This window comes from Schaalia sp. JY-X159, from assembly GCF_014525425.1.
In the GTDB taxonomy this organism is placed as follows: domain Bacteria; phylum Actinomycetota; class Actinomycetes; order Actinomycetales; family Actinomycetaceae; genus Scrofimicrobium.
In genome coordinates this window covers 298949-313115 of record NZ_JACEXI010000004.1, presented here as the reverse complement: position 1 = coordinate 313115, position 14167 = coordinate 298949, and the positions used below count along the sequence as shown (strand labels likewise).

The 14167-nt window shown below is 58.6% G+C and carries 10 protein-coding genes and 1 rRNA gene; 3 read left to right on the top strand and 8 right to left on the bottom strand.

Features of this window, described 5'->3' with window-relative positions:
- From IDL90_RS08880 to argH, 4 genes are all read right to left on the bottom strand, one after another.
- Window positions 1-213, bottom strand: a 16S ribosomal RNA gene (locus tag IDL90_RS08880); the annotation flags it as partial.
- A 403-nt stretch (window positions 214-616) separates the two neighbouring features.
- Window positions 617-2032 carry a threonine/serine exporter ThrE family protein gene (locus tag IDL90_RS08875; protein WP_187995202.1) on the bottom strand — a complete coding sequence of 472 codons (1416 nt, stop codon included), beginning with the start codon at window positions 2030-2032 and terminating at the stop codon, window positions 617-619.
- Window positions 2033-2102: 70 nt separating this feature from the next.
- Window positions 2103-3371: a tyrosine--tRNA ligase gene (gene tyrS / locus IDL90_RS08870; protein ID WP_187995200.1), complete on the bottom strand. Its 1269-nt coding sequence runs from the start codon at window positions 3369-3371 to the stop codon at window positions 2103-2105.
- A 115-nt stretch (window positions 3372-3486) separates the two neighbouring features.
- Window positions 3487-4929 (bottom strand): argininosuccinate lyase, encoded by a 1443-nt coding sequence (gene argH / locus IDL90_RS08865; RefSeq protein ID WP_187995198.1) that lies wholly within the window; start codon window positions 4927-4929, stop codon window positions 3487-3489.
- A gap of 132 nt (window positions 4930-5061) precedes the next feature.
- On the opposite strand from argH, the gene IDL90_RS08860 reads away from it, so the two are divergent.
- Entirely contained in the window at window positions 5062-6315 is a 1254-nt protein-coding gene (locus tag IDL90_RS08860) for an arginine deiminase (protein WP_187995196.1), read from the top strand.
- Here the strand turns inward: IDL90_RS08860 and IDL90_RS08855 are convergent.
- From IDL90_RS08855 to pheS, 4 genes are all read right to left on the bottom strand, one after another.
- A complete protein-coding gene (locus IDL90_RS08855) occupies window positions 6312-7535 on the bottom strand; it encodes an argininosuccinate synthase (protein WP_187995194.1) in 1224 nt (407 codons plus the stop codon). The two genes, IDL90_RS08860 and IDL90_RS08855, sit on opposite strands and share 4 nt — an antisense overlap.
- A 112-nt stretch (window positions 7536-7647) precedes the next feature.
- On the bottom strand, window positions 7648-8175 hold the full coding sequence (locus tag IDL90_RS08850; RefSeq protein WP_187995192.1) for an arginine repressor: 528 nt from the start codon (window positions 8173-8175) through the stop codon (window positions 7648-7650).
- Between the two features lie 195 nt (window positions 8176-8370).
- Window positions 8371-11085 (bottom strand): phenylalanine--tRNA ligase subunit beta, encoded by a 2715-nt coding sequence (gene pheT, locus IDL90_RS08845; RefSeq protein WP_187995190.1) that lies wholly within the window; start codon window positions 11083-11085, stop codon window positions 8371-8373.
- Between the two features lies 1 nt (window position 11086).
- Window positions 11087-12187, bottom strand: a complete 1101-nt coding sequence (gene pheS, locus IDL90_RS08840) for a phenylalanine--tRNA ligase subunit alpha (protein ID WP_187995188.1) — start codon at window positions 12185-12187, stop codon at window positions 11087-11089.
- Between the two features lie 191 nt (window positions 12188-12378).
- Here pheS and panB point away from each other — a divergent pair, with 191 nt between their 5' ends.
- Complete coding sequence (panB, locus tag IDL90_RS08835) at window positions 12379-13191, top strand: 3-methyl-2-oxobutanoate hydroxymethyltransferase (protein ID WP_187995186.1); 813 nt, start codon at window positions 12379-12381, stop codon at window positions 13189-13191.
- Window positions 13192-13341: 150 nt separating this feature from the next.
- On the top strand, window positions 13342-14160 hold the full coding sequence (gene map, locus IDL90_RS08830) for a type I methionyl aminopeptidase (RefSeq protein WP_187995238.1): 819 nt from the start codon (window positions 13342-13344) through the stop codon (window positions 14158-14160).
- Window positions 14161-14167 lie beyond the last annotated feature (7 nt).

Genomic DNA, 14167 nt, shown 5'->3' with positions numbered 1-14167 from the left:
ACCTTTCCAACCAAAACCATGCGATTCCAGCAGAATAATCAGTATTAGACACCCTTTCAGGTGCTTATCCCAAAGAAGGGGGCAGGTTACTCACGTGTTACTCACCCGTTCGCCACTAACCACTCAGTGCAAGCACCAAGCAATCCGTTCGACTTGCATGTGTTAAGCACGCCGCCAGCGTTCGTCCTGAGCCAGGATCAAACTCTCCAACAAAAAATGCCAGAAAAAAACAACCAAAAAGGCTGCAATCCCAACCAAAAAAACACCAACAAAAAAATTTATTGAGTACACTCAAACAAACAAAAACACACTATCAAGTTCACAAACAACACCCCATTTTGCAGAATTTGCTGGGCGTTTTGCCGGTTTCGGTTCATTCCCTCTTGGGCTTTCCCCGTAACTTCCGGCGAGAGACAACATTACCGAAAACGCCCCACTCCGTCTAGTCCCGTCCGTATGATGGGCGCCACACAGTCTAAAACCCTAGTTGATCTGCATGTTTACAGCGGTGATCTTCAGCCTCCATGCTCCGTGTTCGGGCGTGTCCCGATGGTAGAAACCGCCCTCGTACTCTGCTCGACTCACCCGATTCACTCATTCTGTTACCGACGTCTCCCTAATGGTGTAGCCCTACGCGGGATCGGGTTACGCGACGCAGAGTATCGCGGACCGGGGTTGCCATATATAGGCCGAAGGAAACCCCAGCAGCCAGCGCCACTGCAGTGATCGCGGCCAGTACTAGCGCGTTGCCACCGATGACCAGACCGTCAAACGCGCCCTCGGCCTGAACAATTCCAAGAAGACCTCTGAAGATGGCAACACCCGGAACCAGCGGGATGATCGCGGCGGTTGTGACAGCGATGGCTGGAATGTGCAGCCTCTTAGCCGCTACCCCACCAGCAAATGAAGACGCAAGCGCCCCCACCCCACTGGCCGTAGCCATATCTAGACCCAAGGCAGTCGCGACGGCAAAGCCAATCATGGTGACGCCACCGAGCATCCCGCTGACAAATATTGTCTTCAAACGTCCCCCATTCGTCAGTGCGGCCGCGGCGGACACTACTGCCGCACCGACCAGCTGCTGAGGAACCGAGCCAAACGGAAGCGCAGTCGGAAGTAGAGGGACAACCGTCCCCATCACCACGCCGACCTGCAGGCCAACCAGAATGCCGATCACAACACCCAAAGTGCGCATCATCAGGTCAAGAATGCGCCCACTAGCAGTTACCGCAAACCCATCAATGGCATCTTGGGTTGCACCAACCGCAGACATGCCCGCCAACATCATCATGATTCCGGAGGCAACAATGATCGACGGCCTAACGTCCGTGAACACCTCGAGACCCGCGTCACCGGCAGCCGTAACACCAACCGTCACCAGTGTGACGACGAATCCTCCGGCGACCTGGTTAAAGAAAAGCGGCAGACCCGTCCTCGCAAGCGTCGCCTGCACAACAGCGGCCATCAGAGCAGCAGCGAAAGTTGCCGCCATTATGGCTGCGGAGGCTCCGAACATGACGCTGACGCCCATGGCCAGGAGAGCAGACGCCACCACGACTGCGGCGGGCCTGTAGGGGAACCTAGTGCGCCGGATCCTGCGCAATCGCGCCCGCGCTAGGTTGAGGTCGAGGCCGCCCTCAATCCGATACAGCAACTCCTGCAGAGCCTGCAGCTTTGAATGGTCTGGCGCATCCCACTTGACGACCCTCATCACCGTCGCAGGCCACTCGTCCTCGCCCTGCTGGAAGGACACCGAAAGTGAGTTGTAGGTGACGACAACGTGTACGTCCGTGAGGCCATAGGCGCGGGCTGCACGCGTCGATGCAACCGTCACCTCGTGCGCCGACGCACCAGCCGACAGCATCGCATCCCCGAGCCGGGTGGCGAGGTCGAGGACGTGCAGCACCACACGCTCATGCTCCTGGGCGGTGATAAGCACATCCACCGGCTCATCAGCCGGATCATCCGGAGGTCCATTGCGGAGGAGTCGCCACCACAGTGATCCAACTGCTCGACTGACAGACTCAAACATCGTGGCCTTCTTCGTCTAGCAACAACCTATCGGGAAACCGCGTAGCCCCTATGTGCCCGAGGCCGAGAACCTAGTTTTCGACGAGCCCTGCTGCCAGAGTTTTGCGGCCCTTTCGGAGCAGCACCACACCGCCGGCAAGCAAGTCCTCTTCACCCAGAACGTGGTCGGGATCTGTAACTTTCACATTGTTGATCGACAACCCGTTCCCCTTTACGGTACGAAGCGCTGCCTGACGGCCACTTTCTAGGCTGGAGCCGACCAGCGCGTCGAGAACCGTGGTTTCGCCAGGTACAACGGTTGTCTTAGGCAGATCTTGGATGGCGGAAGCCAGTGTGGCCGCGTCGACCTCCCATAGATCACCACGACCCCAAAGGGCGTCGGTTGCTGCCATAACACGCGCGAGTTCGTCGTCGCCGTGAACAAACCGAGTTACCTCAGCCGCAAGGGCTTTCTGTGCGGCCCGCGCGTGGGGCTGCTCTACAGTCGCAACTTCCAGCGCCTCGATCTCCTCACGCGGGAGGAAGGTGAATGCCTTGAGCATCCGCACTACGTCCTCATCCGCCGTCTGCAGCCAGAACTGGTAGAAGTCATACGGGCTCATCATCTTCGGGTCGAGCCAGATCGCTCCACCCTCAGACTTACCGAACTTCGTCCCGTCGGCTTTCGTGATCACCGGCGTGGTCAGGACATGAACGTTCTTGCCCTCCACTTTACGGATTAGCTCCATCCCGCCAATAAGGTTGCCCCATTGGTCGTTACCGCCGGTTTGCAGAGTGCATCCGTAACGGCGCAGCAACTGAAGAAAGTCGTTGGCTTGGAGGATCTGGTAGGAGAATTCCGTGTACGAAATCCCCTCATCAGACTTGAGCCTGCGCGCAACCACATCTTTGGAGAGCATCGTTCCCAAGCGGAAGTACTTGCCAATGTCACGCAGAAGCCCGATGGCTGACACATCTGCAGTCCAGTCCAGATTGTTAACCATCCGCGCAGGATTGTCTTCGGCTTCAAAGTCGAGGAACCGCTCAATCTGACTGCGGAGGCGGTTTGCCCACTCTTCCACGACCTCGGTGTCATTCATTGATCGCTCACCGACATCGCGAGGGTCACCAATAAGTCCGGTCGCCCCTCCGACGAGGGCGAGCGGCCGATGACCTGCATTCTGTAGGTGCCGCATCAGAATCAGTTGCACAAGGTGACCGTGGTGTAAGGAGGGTGCGGTTGGGTCGAAACCACAATAGAAAGTGACAGGACCGTCCTCGAACGCCGCGGACAAACTCTCTTCGTCCGTGTGTTGTGCAACCAGTCCGCGCCAGCGGAGTTCTTCGATGAGGTCGCTCACCGTATCTCCTTCTATATCTGTGAATTCATTAGGTGCGCCAAGACGGCACCTATTCCCGCACGCTCAGATTACGTCGGCGCACTTTCGTAGACAAAGCTGCCCCGGTCAAGGTGGCCTAACTCTCGCACCACCTCGCGGCCGCGACGGTTTGCTCCCGTAGCTCCCCAATCTGTTCACGCACCCGCACCGGAGCAGTTCCGCCAGCCCCACTGCGGGCACGCACTGAACCAGCAGTCGTGAGAATCCCGAGGACGTCGGGGCTCAAATGCGGGTCAATGTTCGGCAAATCGTCTTCTGTCAGGTCGCCAAGCTCAATCTGCCTATCCTCACAGTAAGTAACAGCCGCTCCCGCAACCTCATGCGCAACCCGGAACGGAACACCTTCGCGAACCAGCCATTCCGCGATGTCGGTCGCAAGCGAGAAACCCTGCGGCGCCTCTTCCTCCATGCGCGCATAGTTGAGTTTCATGGTTGCGATCATTCCGAAAAATGCGGGAAGCAATGCATCAAGAGTGTCGATCTGATCAAAAAGTGGCTCCTTATCCTCCTGTAGGTCCCGGTTGTACGCCAACGGCAACCCCTTCAAGGTTGCGAGCAACCCGGTCAGGTCGCCGATCATCCGCCCAGCCTTGCCGCGCGCCAACTCTGCAATATCCGGGTTCTTCTTCTGCGGCATGATCGAAGAGCCAGTGGAGTACGCGTCATCAAGACGAACGTAACCGAACTCATGGGTATTCCAGATAATGATCTCTTCAGAGATGCGGCTGAGGTTTATCCCGATCATCGCAAATACAAAGGCAAGCTCGGCCATCACATCGCGCGAAGCCGTCGCGTCAATTGAGTTGTTCTCAACCCGGTCGAACCCCAACTGTCCTGCAATCTGCTGCGCATCCAGCCCAAGGGTGTTTCCCGCCAGAGCACCAGCACCATACGGCGAAGCAGCAGCCCTCTTGTCCCAGTCCTCTAAGCGCTGCACATCCCGCACTAGCGGCCACGCATGCGCAAGCAGTTGGTGCGCCACAAGAACCGGTTGCGCGTGCTGCATGTGGGTACGCCCGGGCATGATTGCGTCCCCTGCGGCCTCAGCCTGCTCAATCAGGGCGTCAACAAGGGAGAGTGTCAAAGCCCCGATATGGCGCGCCTGGCGCCGCAGGTAACGCCGGGTTAGCGCCGCAATCTGGTCGTTGCGCGAACGCCCGGCGCGTAGCCGCCCGCCAAGCTCAGCCCCCGCGCGCTCCATAAGTCCACGTTCGAGGGCGGTATGCACGTCCTCGTCCTCAATTGTCGGAAGGAAGCCCCCCGCCAACACGTCGTCAAGCAGCACGTCAAGCGCGGCCAGCATGTCACGCAACTGCGTTTCGGTAAGGAGCCCCACCTCAGCAAGGGCGCGCGCATGTGCCTTGGACCCCGCGATGTCGTCCGAGGCCAGACGCCAGTCGAAGTGGGTCGAGAGGCTGAGCCGCGCCAGTTCCGGAGAAGGACCTGAGCGGAACCGGCCCCCCCACAACGATGCGGACTCAGTCGCGCCATCACTCTTAGTTTTCTGTTCGTCAGCCATACCCCAATCATGCCTTTTCGAAACGCATCGCGCATTCGAGTCCGCCCCTATCTGTGGATAACGCCGCATCCTTCGTACGGGGGACGGCCGACCTGGGTATCCTCGTAGGTAGCCTGAGAAAGTCGAGTTCGAATGAACAACGAAACCACCACAGATGCTGCGCGAGGGACATTCAGGATCAATGTGGAGGACGAAGTCTCCCCCCTCCAGACCGTGATCGTCCACAGGCCGGGGCGGGAAATGGAGCGACTCACACCCCCAAATCACGACCACCTCCTGTTTGACGACCTGCTTTCGCCAGCACGCGCGAAGGAAGAACACGAGTACTTTGTGGCGCAGATGCAGGACCAAGGTGTCGTGGCGCTGGAGTTCATGGACCTTTTCAAAGAGACGCTGGGGAATGCAGAGGCAAAAGAGTTCGTCCTCGACAACACCATCAACTACAAGCGCCTCGGCCCCCTGCTATCGCCGTCGCTGAAGGACTGGGCAGACTCCCTCACGCCCGCGCAGACAGCGCACCTCTGCGTGGAGGGAATTACCAAGTCCGAGTGGGAGAAGATCGCTGAAGTTCCCTCCCTGGTGGCGCAGACTTTGAAAGAGGACGACTTCCTCATCGGCCCCCTCCCCAACCACCTCTTCACCCGCGACGCATCGGTGTGGATGTACGGCGGTGTGGCGGTCAACTCGATGAGCCGCGAGGTACGGCGACGCGAATCTCTGCACTACAGCGCTATCTACCAGTACCATCCCGGATTCAAGGATGCAGATTTCGACATTTGGACCACCGGGATGTCAGGCGCGCACCGCTCAGCCGAGGGCGGCGATATTCTCATCCTCGGCGGTGGCGCGTTGGCGGTGGGGGTCTCTGAGAGGACTACCCCCCAGGGTGTGGAACGACTTGCAGAGCGCCTGTTCCACGCAGGTAAGGCCACCCGGGTCCTCGCCGTGATGCTGCCGGAACGGCGCGAGTTCATGCACCTCGACACAGTTTTGACCCAGGTTGACCGGGATAAGTTCGTCATCTATCCGGAAGTGATCGGGTCGCCCTGCGTACTGCTCGAATGGGATGCAGATTACGAACGCATTGTCGTCCGCGCAATGCCCGAGGACGTCCCCAAAGCACTGGAAGCAACTCTGGAGCGGCCACTTCAGTTCATCTGGCCCGACGCTACCGCCGCAGAACTGTCCCGCGAACAGTGGAACGATGGCTTCAACATGTTGGCGCTGGCACCAGGCAAAGTCATCGCATACTCAAGAACCCCCCGATCGAACAAGGCGATGCGTAACGCTGGCATCGACGTCATCGAAATCGAGGGGTCTGAGTTGGGTCGAGGCCGCGGCGGCCCACGGTGTATGTCCTGCCCCGTGGAACGCGCGAACTCCTAGATCGTTACTCCCCGCCCGTACTTGGCATCACGGGCTGCAGCGAGCTTTGAAGTCATCCCGAAGATCTCAATGAACCCACGCGCGTTGGTCTGATCGTAAGTATCGCCGGTCTCATACGTTGCAAGGTTGAAGTCGTACAGCGAGGTATCCGAACGCCTCCCCGTCACCGTCGCCCGACCGCCATGCAATGTCATGCGGATGTCGCCTGACACGTATGTCTGCGTATCGTCAATAAACGCATCCAGTGAACGCTTCAGTGGACTGAACCACTGGCCGTCATAAACCAGTTCCGACCAGCGCTCATCAACACGTGACTTGAAACGGGCCTGCTCGCGTTCAATCGTTACGTTCTCCAGCTCCTTGTGGGCCGTGATGAGGGCGATCGCACCGGGGGCCTCATAGATTTCCCTAGATTTGATGCCTACCAGGCGGTCTTCCACGATGTCGATACGCCCGATGCCCTGGGCGCCAGCGCGCCTGTTCAGCTCTTGGATGGCCTGCAGCGGTGTTACGGGGCGTCCGTCGATCTTGACGGGAACTCCCTGATCAAAGGTTATTACGACCTCGTCCGGCAGCGGTGGGTATGTTGGGTCATCGGTGTAGTTGTAGACGTCCTTGGTCGGCGCATTCCAGATATCCTCAAGGAACCCGGTTTCAATTGCGCGTCCCCAAACGTTCTGATCTATGGAGAACGGATTGTTCTTCGTGGTCTCGATGGGCAGGTCATGCTTGACCGCGTAATCAATAGCTACGTCGCGTGTGAGGGCGAGGTCGCGAACCGGAGCCAAACACGTGAGGTCGGGACCCACGGAAGTGATCGCGACCTCGAACCGAACCTGATCATTGCCCTTGCCCGTGCAACCGTGGGCAACAGTGTGCGCACCAAACTGACGGGCAGCCTTCACCAGGTGCTTGGAAATGAGGGGGCGGGAAATCGCCGAAACCAGCGGGTACTGATCCATGTAGAGGCTGTTAGCCTTGAGGGCCGGCATACAGTACTCTTCGGCGAACTCGTCCTTAGCGTCAGCAACGTAGGCTTCGACGGCGCCACAGTCCAGTGCTCGCTGGCGGATCACCTCTAGGTCCTCACCGCCCTGCCCCACGTCAACGGCAACTGCGACGACCTCGGCCCCCGTCTGCTCACCAATCCAACCGATTGCTACAGAGGTATCCAAACCTCCCGAGTACGCAAGAACAACCCGGTCTTTTGCCTGGCTCATTGCCGCTACCTTTCATACCCTTCTGAAGGGCTCTTTATTCCATGTCTCTACCCGGTGAACTCACTCGGGACGATTGTCTAGTGTGTGGCTGAAATTTGGTTTGCTTCGGGGTCTAGCCAGAGGGTGACTCATTCGAGGGCGATCCTGAGCCGCGTTCAGCCAACTTCGTGAGCAGATCGCGAGTTTTTTGGGCCCGCGCGTCACTGTCGCAGATGAGCAGAATTGTGTCGTCACCAGCAATTGTCCCGAGGACGCCCGGGAGCCGGGAGGAATCAATAGCCGAACCAAGCAGGTTTGCGGCCCCCGACGGAGTGCGCAAGACAAGGAGGTTCTGGGCCTCCTGAGCGCTAACCAACAGGTCCTGGCACCAACGTGCCAGCCGCGCATTCCCCTCCAGAGTCGTCCCTGTGTGCACGCCGTTAACGTCGGGAACAGAATAGATGGATACTCCACTGCTGGTCTTCACTTTTACGGCTTGCAACTCTGCGAGATCGCGTGAGAGGGTCGCTTGGGCGGTTTCGAACCCGCGCTCCGAAAGCAGCTCTCTCAACTGTCCCTGTGAGGTGACCGGGCCCGCCGAAACCAGTTCAAGGATGGCATCGTGACGCGCGGTCTTTGTGTCCAGTCCTGTCTCTACCACGCCACCCTCCGATCCCAATCAAGAATTGTCGACTGGATAATCATACGGTGGAGTGAATAAGTTGCAGTCCCGTATCCAGGAATGAGACGGTGAGACTGAACACGTGGGATACGTGGACTAAAAGGAAACCCACCGTTTCATCCGAGTTTGGGTACGTCAGACGAAAAGGTGGGTTTCCTGAGTTCTACATGGGTTTTATCCGGTGCGGACCGTCGCCTTCAGGCGCTTTTCCACGTCGCCAATGATCTTTGTGCGCACATCGACTACGTCCTGAGGTTTCAAGGTTCGGTCTGGGGCCCTCAAGGTGAGTGAGTATGCAAGAGACCGTGACCCCTCTGGGATCTGTTCACCACGGTAAATGTCAAACAGGGTAAGCGATTCCAGAAGCTGGCCTGCCCCGCGCCTAATCACTGAGGCAACATCTGCCTCTGTGATGTAGTCAGCCACGATAACAGCCAGGTCTTCCTTAACTGGCGGGTAAGTAGACACCGGCTTGACCTGGAGGAAGCCGGGCTTCGTCAAACTTGCAATGAGGTCGAGGTCGACCTCCATCGCCGCGGCACGCGCGGGCAAGCCGTACTCTAACGCCACTTTCGGGTGCAGTTCGCCAGCACGACCAACGACCTTGTACCCCTTCCCCGACCTAACAAACAGTGTTGCGCAGCGTGCAGGGTGGAACGGGGCTGCATCCTCGGGGCTATCAACAGTCGCAGGTAGTGGCGCACCACGCAGGATTTGGGTCCCTTCAGGCAGCCAAGTCCTGCTGGCCTCCACCTTGACTCCCGCGGTTGCACCAATCTGGCGAGCCAAATCGATCGCGTCCGCCCAGCCCCAGTTCAGCTGGGACGGTGTGCCTTCTTCCAGCTGGGTGCCAGACTGCGGGGCAAACACGCCACCCACAACTGCGGCAGCATGCCACGGCTGCGAGGGAACTCCCCGCAGGAGCGCGGCCAGCTCATCCTCCGACGGACGACGGTCAACTCCAAGGATCGGAGATGGAACGGTACCGGCAGGCAGTGTCACCTGACCCATCTCAAACAGAGCGAGCGGCGTTACACCCCGGGAAGCATTCCGCTCCGCAATTTCCGCCATGCTGTCTAGCAAGGAGGTTCGAAGTAGGGGTGCGTCATCAGCCAACGGATTACGCAATCGAACTGCTCTGCGCCTCACGTCGTCTTCTGGCAATAGCTGCCTGTCGTGAGCGTCCCCGACAAACGGGTAGGACTTAACCTCGGCAAGGCCGGCGTTTGCCAGCACATCAGCCGTGTTGCGCCGTACTGTCTGCGACTCCGAGAGTCCTTGGGATCCCGGGCCCATGGCTACACGGGTGGGAATCTTGTCATATCCATCAAGTCGAGCAATTTCTTCCACGAGGTGTGCCGGGCCCACAAGGTCGGGGCGCCACGTGGGTGGGGTGACTTGGAACTGCGTGACTGGGCAGCCTTCCTCCACGCCCTCTTCACTACTGGCATCTACTTCAGTCACCTGGACCGAACAGCCGATTGACTCGAGGTAGTCGATAATCTGCGCCTCGGTGTACGCCACTCCGGTGAGTCTCTCAGGTTCAGAAGCGGCCATGCGGATCGCAACCGGGGGTGCAACAGTGTTCAGGTCAAACCCGCTCTCATCAACCGACCCTCCCCCGTACTTCGCAAGGAGTTCTGCCACCCGTGCAGCGGCAACCGGGGCGAGTCTTGGGTCTACCCCACGCTCAAACCTCTTCGACGATTCAGTGAACAGGCGGTGACGCCTTGAAGTCCGCGCTATCGACACGCTGTCGAAATGTGCGGCTTCAATAACCACATCCGTGGTGTCGCTGAGTACCTCAGAGTCCAAACCACCCATCACTCCAGCAAGTCCAACGATCCTACTGCCCGGGCCTTCGGGGGAATCGGTAATGACAATGTCGCCGCAATCCAGCTTTCGCTCGGTACCATCCAGGGTTACGAAGGCCTCGCCCTCGGTAGCGCGGCGGACGACAAAAGGCGCCTCAACAGATCGAAGGTCGTAGGCATGCAGCGGCTGGCCCAGATCGAGCATCACGTAGTTGGTGACGTCAACAGCGAGCCCCAGGGAACGCATGCCAGCCTGCTCAAGCCGCTTACGCATCCAGTCGGGAGTGGGTGCAGATGTGTCGATTCCACGGACAATCCTGGTCACGAAACGATCGGCACTGGGCCGTCCATCCAGAGTGGAGTCTTCCGCCACTTGGACCTCAAATGAACCCACAGACGACTGTGGAAGTCCCCCGTCAACCGCATCTTCTAGGCCTAGGTCCGTGAACTTCGCTCCGGTGGAATGGGAGTATTCACGCGCCAAACCGCGCACAGCAAAGCAATAGCCGCGGTCCGGGGTTACATTCACCTCCAAAACCTCTTCCCCGAGGTTCAGAAGCGGGATCATGTCGGTCCCAGGAGCGGGCAAATCCGCGCCCGAGAGAGTCTTGTCTAGGACGATGATGCCGTCGTGGTCGTTGCCGAGGCCGAGTTCGCGTTCCGAGCAAATCATGCCATCGGAAACATGGCCGTACGTCTTCCGCGAAGCGATTGGGAAGGGCCCGGGCAAGATAGCGCCAGGTAATGCCACCACGACCGTGTCACCCACCGAGAAATTGTGGGCTCCGCAGATGATCCCCCGGCTGGGCAAATCAGACTTTTCAACCCCTGTGCCCGGAGCATCGTTGTACTGCGCAACGTCTACTCGGCAGTAGTTGATGTCCTTGCCATTGGATTGCCTAGACGTGTCGATGGAGAGGACTTTGCCTGCAACCAGAGGGCCGATCACTGCAGCCGGCAGGATTTCTTCCTCTTCGATTCCAACCTTTACCAACGCCTCCGCAAGATCCTCCGTTGTGGAATCCGCAGGCACTTCAACGTGGTCACGCAGCCATGAAAGAGAGATGTAAGGCATGTTATTGTCCCTTTCCGAACAGTCCGAACTGGCGTGAGAACCTCAGGTCACCCTCAACAATGTCATGCATGTCCGAGATTCCGTGTTGAAGCATCAATGTGCGCTCCAGCCCCATTCCGAAGGCAAAGCCCGAGTATTCATTGGGATCCAGACCGGCAGCGATAAGGACGTTGGGATTGACCATCCCGCATCCACCCCACTCAATCCACCCTGGCCCGCCCTTCTTCTGGGGGAACCAGAAGTCCATCTCAGCACTGGGTTCGGTGAAGGGGAAGAAAGAGGGACGGAGTCGCGTCTTTGCCCCCTCTCCAAACATTGCCCTAGCAAAGTGGTCCAGGGTGCCCTTCAGGTCGGCCATTGTTAGGTTCTTGTCAATTGCGAGGCCCTCAACCTGGTGGAAGACAGGAGTGTGCGTCGCATCGAGTGCGTCGCTGCGGAACACCTTTCCTGGCACTGCTGTATAGAGCGGAACACCGTGCTTAAGTAGTGCCCGTGATTGCACCGGGGAAGTATGGGTGCGCATCACCAGCGCCCCATCGCCCTCGTCCGCCCCACCGACGGTGGTCCCGTCAATGTAGAAGGTGTCCTGCATCTGGCGGGCTGGGTGATCGGCATCGAAGTTCAGCGCATCAAAGTTGAACCATTCATGCTCAACCTCTGGCCCCTCACCAATTTGCCAGCCCATGGAGAGAAAAAAGTCCTCAATCTGGCAGATAAGTAGTTCAAGCGGGTGTCGCGCGCCGGTTGGGACGCGTCTAGTTGGAACGGTTACATCCACGCCCTCGGATCGCAAAACCTCAGCCTGAGCTTCTTCGTCAAGCACCTCCTTGCGGGCATCAAATGCGGCCGTCAGGGCTTTTCTTGCACCACCCAGGTTCTGACCGGCCACCGCACGATCCCCCGGGTCGATTTTTCCGATCATTCGGTTCGCGAGGACGAGAGCAGACTTATCGCCAAAGACTTCAATTTTCACGTCACGCAGTTCGTCCGGTGAACTGGCAGCTTCTATGAGTGCACGTGCCGAAGCTACCCACGCTGAAATCGCGTCGCCATCGCGCGGGTCTAGTTGCGTGGCATTGAGAGCGTCGCCTGTGGTCGGCATGAACGTCCCTTCATTCGTAAATCCTTACAGAACGCGGCGGCAACATACCGCACAACAGTTCCCTTTTTCTTCGTCACTACTCTAACCGTCCCTTCCGACATCAACCGACCGGGCCCCCATCGTGAGAGCGAGAAGCACCCAACACTCGAAATGTCGGAGGGCCGTGACAAGATAGTTGTGGAGGTGGAGACATGACATCAACCGATCACCCACGTAGGGTTCGCCTACACCACTTGCAGCAGGCAAAAGACGACCGACGCCCTCTAACCATGCTCACCGCATACGACGCTTTAACCGCCCCGATATTCGAAGCGGCCGGTGTTGACATGCTTCTGGTGGGCGACTCACTCGGAAACGTGACACTTGGCTACGACTCGACGCTCAAAGTCACGTTGGAAGATATGGAGCGGGCCGTAGCGGCGGTGGCACGGTCTACATCCCGCCCGCTCATAGTCGCGGATCTTCCATTCGGAACCTATGAGACGGGCCCGCAGACGGCATTTGAGGCGGCGGCTCAATTGATGAGGGCGGGAGCGCATGCCGTGAAGCTTGAAGGCGGTGTGGAACGCGTACCCGCAGTAGAAATGCTGGTTGGGGGCGGCATCCCTGTCATGGGTCACATCGGCTACACACCCCAGTCTGAGCACGCTCTTGGGGGGCCGCGACTTCAGGGTCGCGGATCGTCGGGGGAAAGACTTTGGGCCGACGCCCTTGCCCTCCAGGAAGCCGGAGCCTTCGGTGTCGTCCTCGAAATGGTTCCCGCGCAGCTCGCGAAAGAAATCACAAAGGCGTTGAAGATACCGACAATCGGAATCGGGGCCGGACCCCGTTGTGATGGACAGGTTCTTGTCTGGTCTGACATGGCGGGAATGACTGAATGGACACCATCTTTCGCGCGCCGTTTCGGCGAGCTGGGGGCTGAACTCCAACGCGCCGCAGCGGAGTATGTTGGTGCTGTCAAGAAAGGCTCGTTTCCTGGGCCAGACAACTATCGCGTCCAGTAGAGAAATCTGTAAGACGCGCCGCAGCATGGATCATGGAGTCAGGCTCGAAGCCTCGTGGCTTGGGCCTCAGAGAGGAAATTGAAAATGGTTGACGCAACCGGAGCAGGGCGGGCACCGCTTGGAACCCTTTCCCCGGGGGTGGTATCGCCGATGTTGCCCGTACCGCCTTCCATTTCCAGGCCTGAATACATGTTCCATGACGGACCCGAGGTCGTGACGACCTCGGACGTGAAGTCACCAGAGACGGTCAAGCGGATTCGGGAGGCAGGTCGCATTGCCGCGGAGGCGCTGGAGCTGGCGGGCTCTCTGGTCCAACCCGGCACCACCACAGATGAGATCGACAGAGCCGTTCATAGGTTCATTGTCGACGCCGGAGCCTATCCGTCGTGTCTGGGCTACATGGGCTTCCCGAAGGCGTGCTGCACATCAATCAATGAGGTAATTTGTCACGGTATTCCCGATGATCGTCCCCTTGAGGAAGGCGACATTGTCAATATCGACATCACTGCCTACAAGGACGGCGTCCATGGCGACACGTGCGCCATGTTTGGCGTCGGCATCGTTGATGCTGAGAGCGCGCTGCTTATGGAGCGTACGCAAACGGCAATGATGCGCGGCATCAAAGCGGTGAAGCCCGGGCGCCCCTTCAACGTGATTGGCAGGGTGATCAGCGCATATGCAAAGCGTTTTGGATACGGAGTCGTACGGGACTACACGGGGCACGGTGTCGGGGAAGCATTTCACTCAGGCTTGATTGTGCCCCACTATGACTCCGCCCCCCTCTACTCTGACTTGATGGAAGAGGGAATGGTGTTCACCATCGAGCCCATGCTGACACTAGGAACTGTCGATTGGGACCAGTGGGATGACGGGTGGACAGTCTCAACCAAGGACAAAGGCCGTACAGCCCAGTATGAACACACTATTGTGGTTAGGGAGGACGGGGCGGAGATCCTTACGCTCCCATAGCTCCTTT

Bases quoted from the DNA above. Each gene is read 5' to 3' on its own strand.
- IDL90_RS08875 (WP_187995202.1), bottom strand. From the start codon at position 2,032: ATGTTTGAGTCTGTCAGTCGAGCAGTTGGATCACTGTGGTGGCGACTC.
- argH (WP_187995198.1), bottom strand. From the start codon at position 4,929: ATGGCTGACGAACAGAAAACTAAGAGTGATGGCGCGACTGAGTCCGCA.
- IDL90_RS08860 (WP_187995196.1), top strand. From the start codon at position 5,062: ATGAACAACGAAACCACCACAGATGCTGCGCGAGGGACATTCAGGATC.
- IDL90_RS08855 (WP_187995194.1), bottom strand. From the start codon at position 7,535: ATGAGCCAGGCAAAAGACCGGGTTGTTCTTGCGTACTCGGGAGGTTTG.
- pheT (WP_187995190.1), bottom strand. From the start codon at position 11,085: ATGCCTTACATCTCTCTTTCATGGCTGCGTGACCACGTTGAAGTGCCT.
- pheS (WP_187995188.1), bottom strand. From the start codon at position 12,187: ATGCCGACCACAGGCGACGCTCTCAATGCCACGCAACTAGACCCGCGC.
- panB (WP_187995186.1), top strand. From the start codon at position 12,379: ATGACATCAACCGATCACCCACGTAGGGTTCGCCTACACCACTTGCAG.
- map (WP_187995238.1), top strand. From the start codon at position 13,342: ATGTTGCCCGTACCGCCTTCCATTTCCAGGCCTGAATACATGTTCCAT.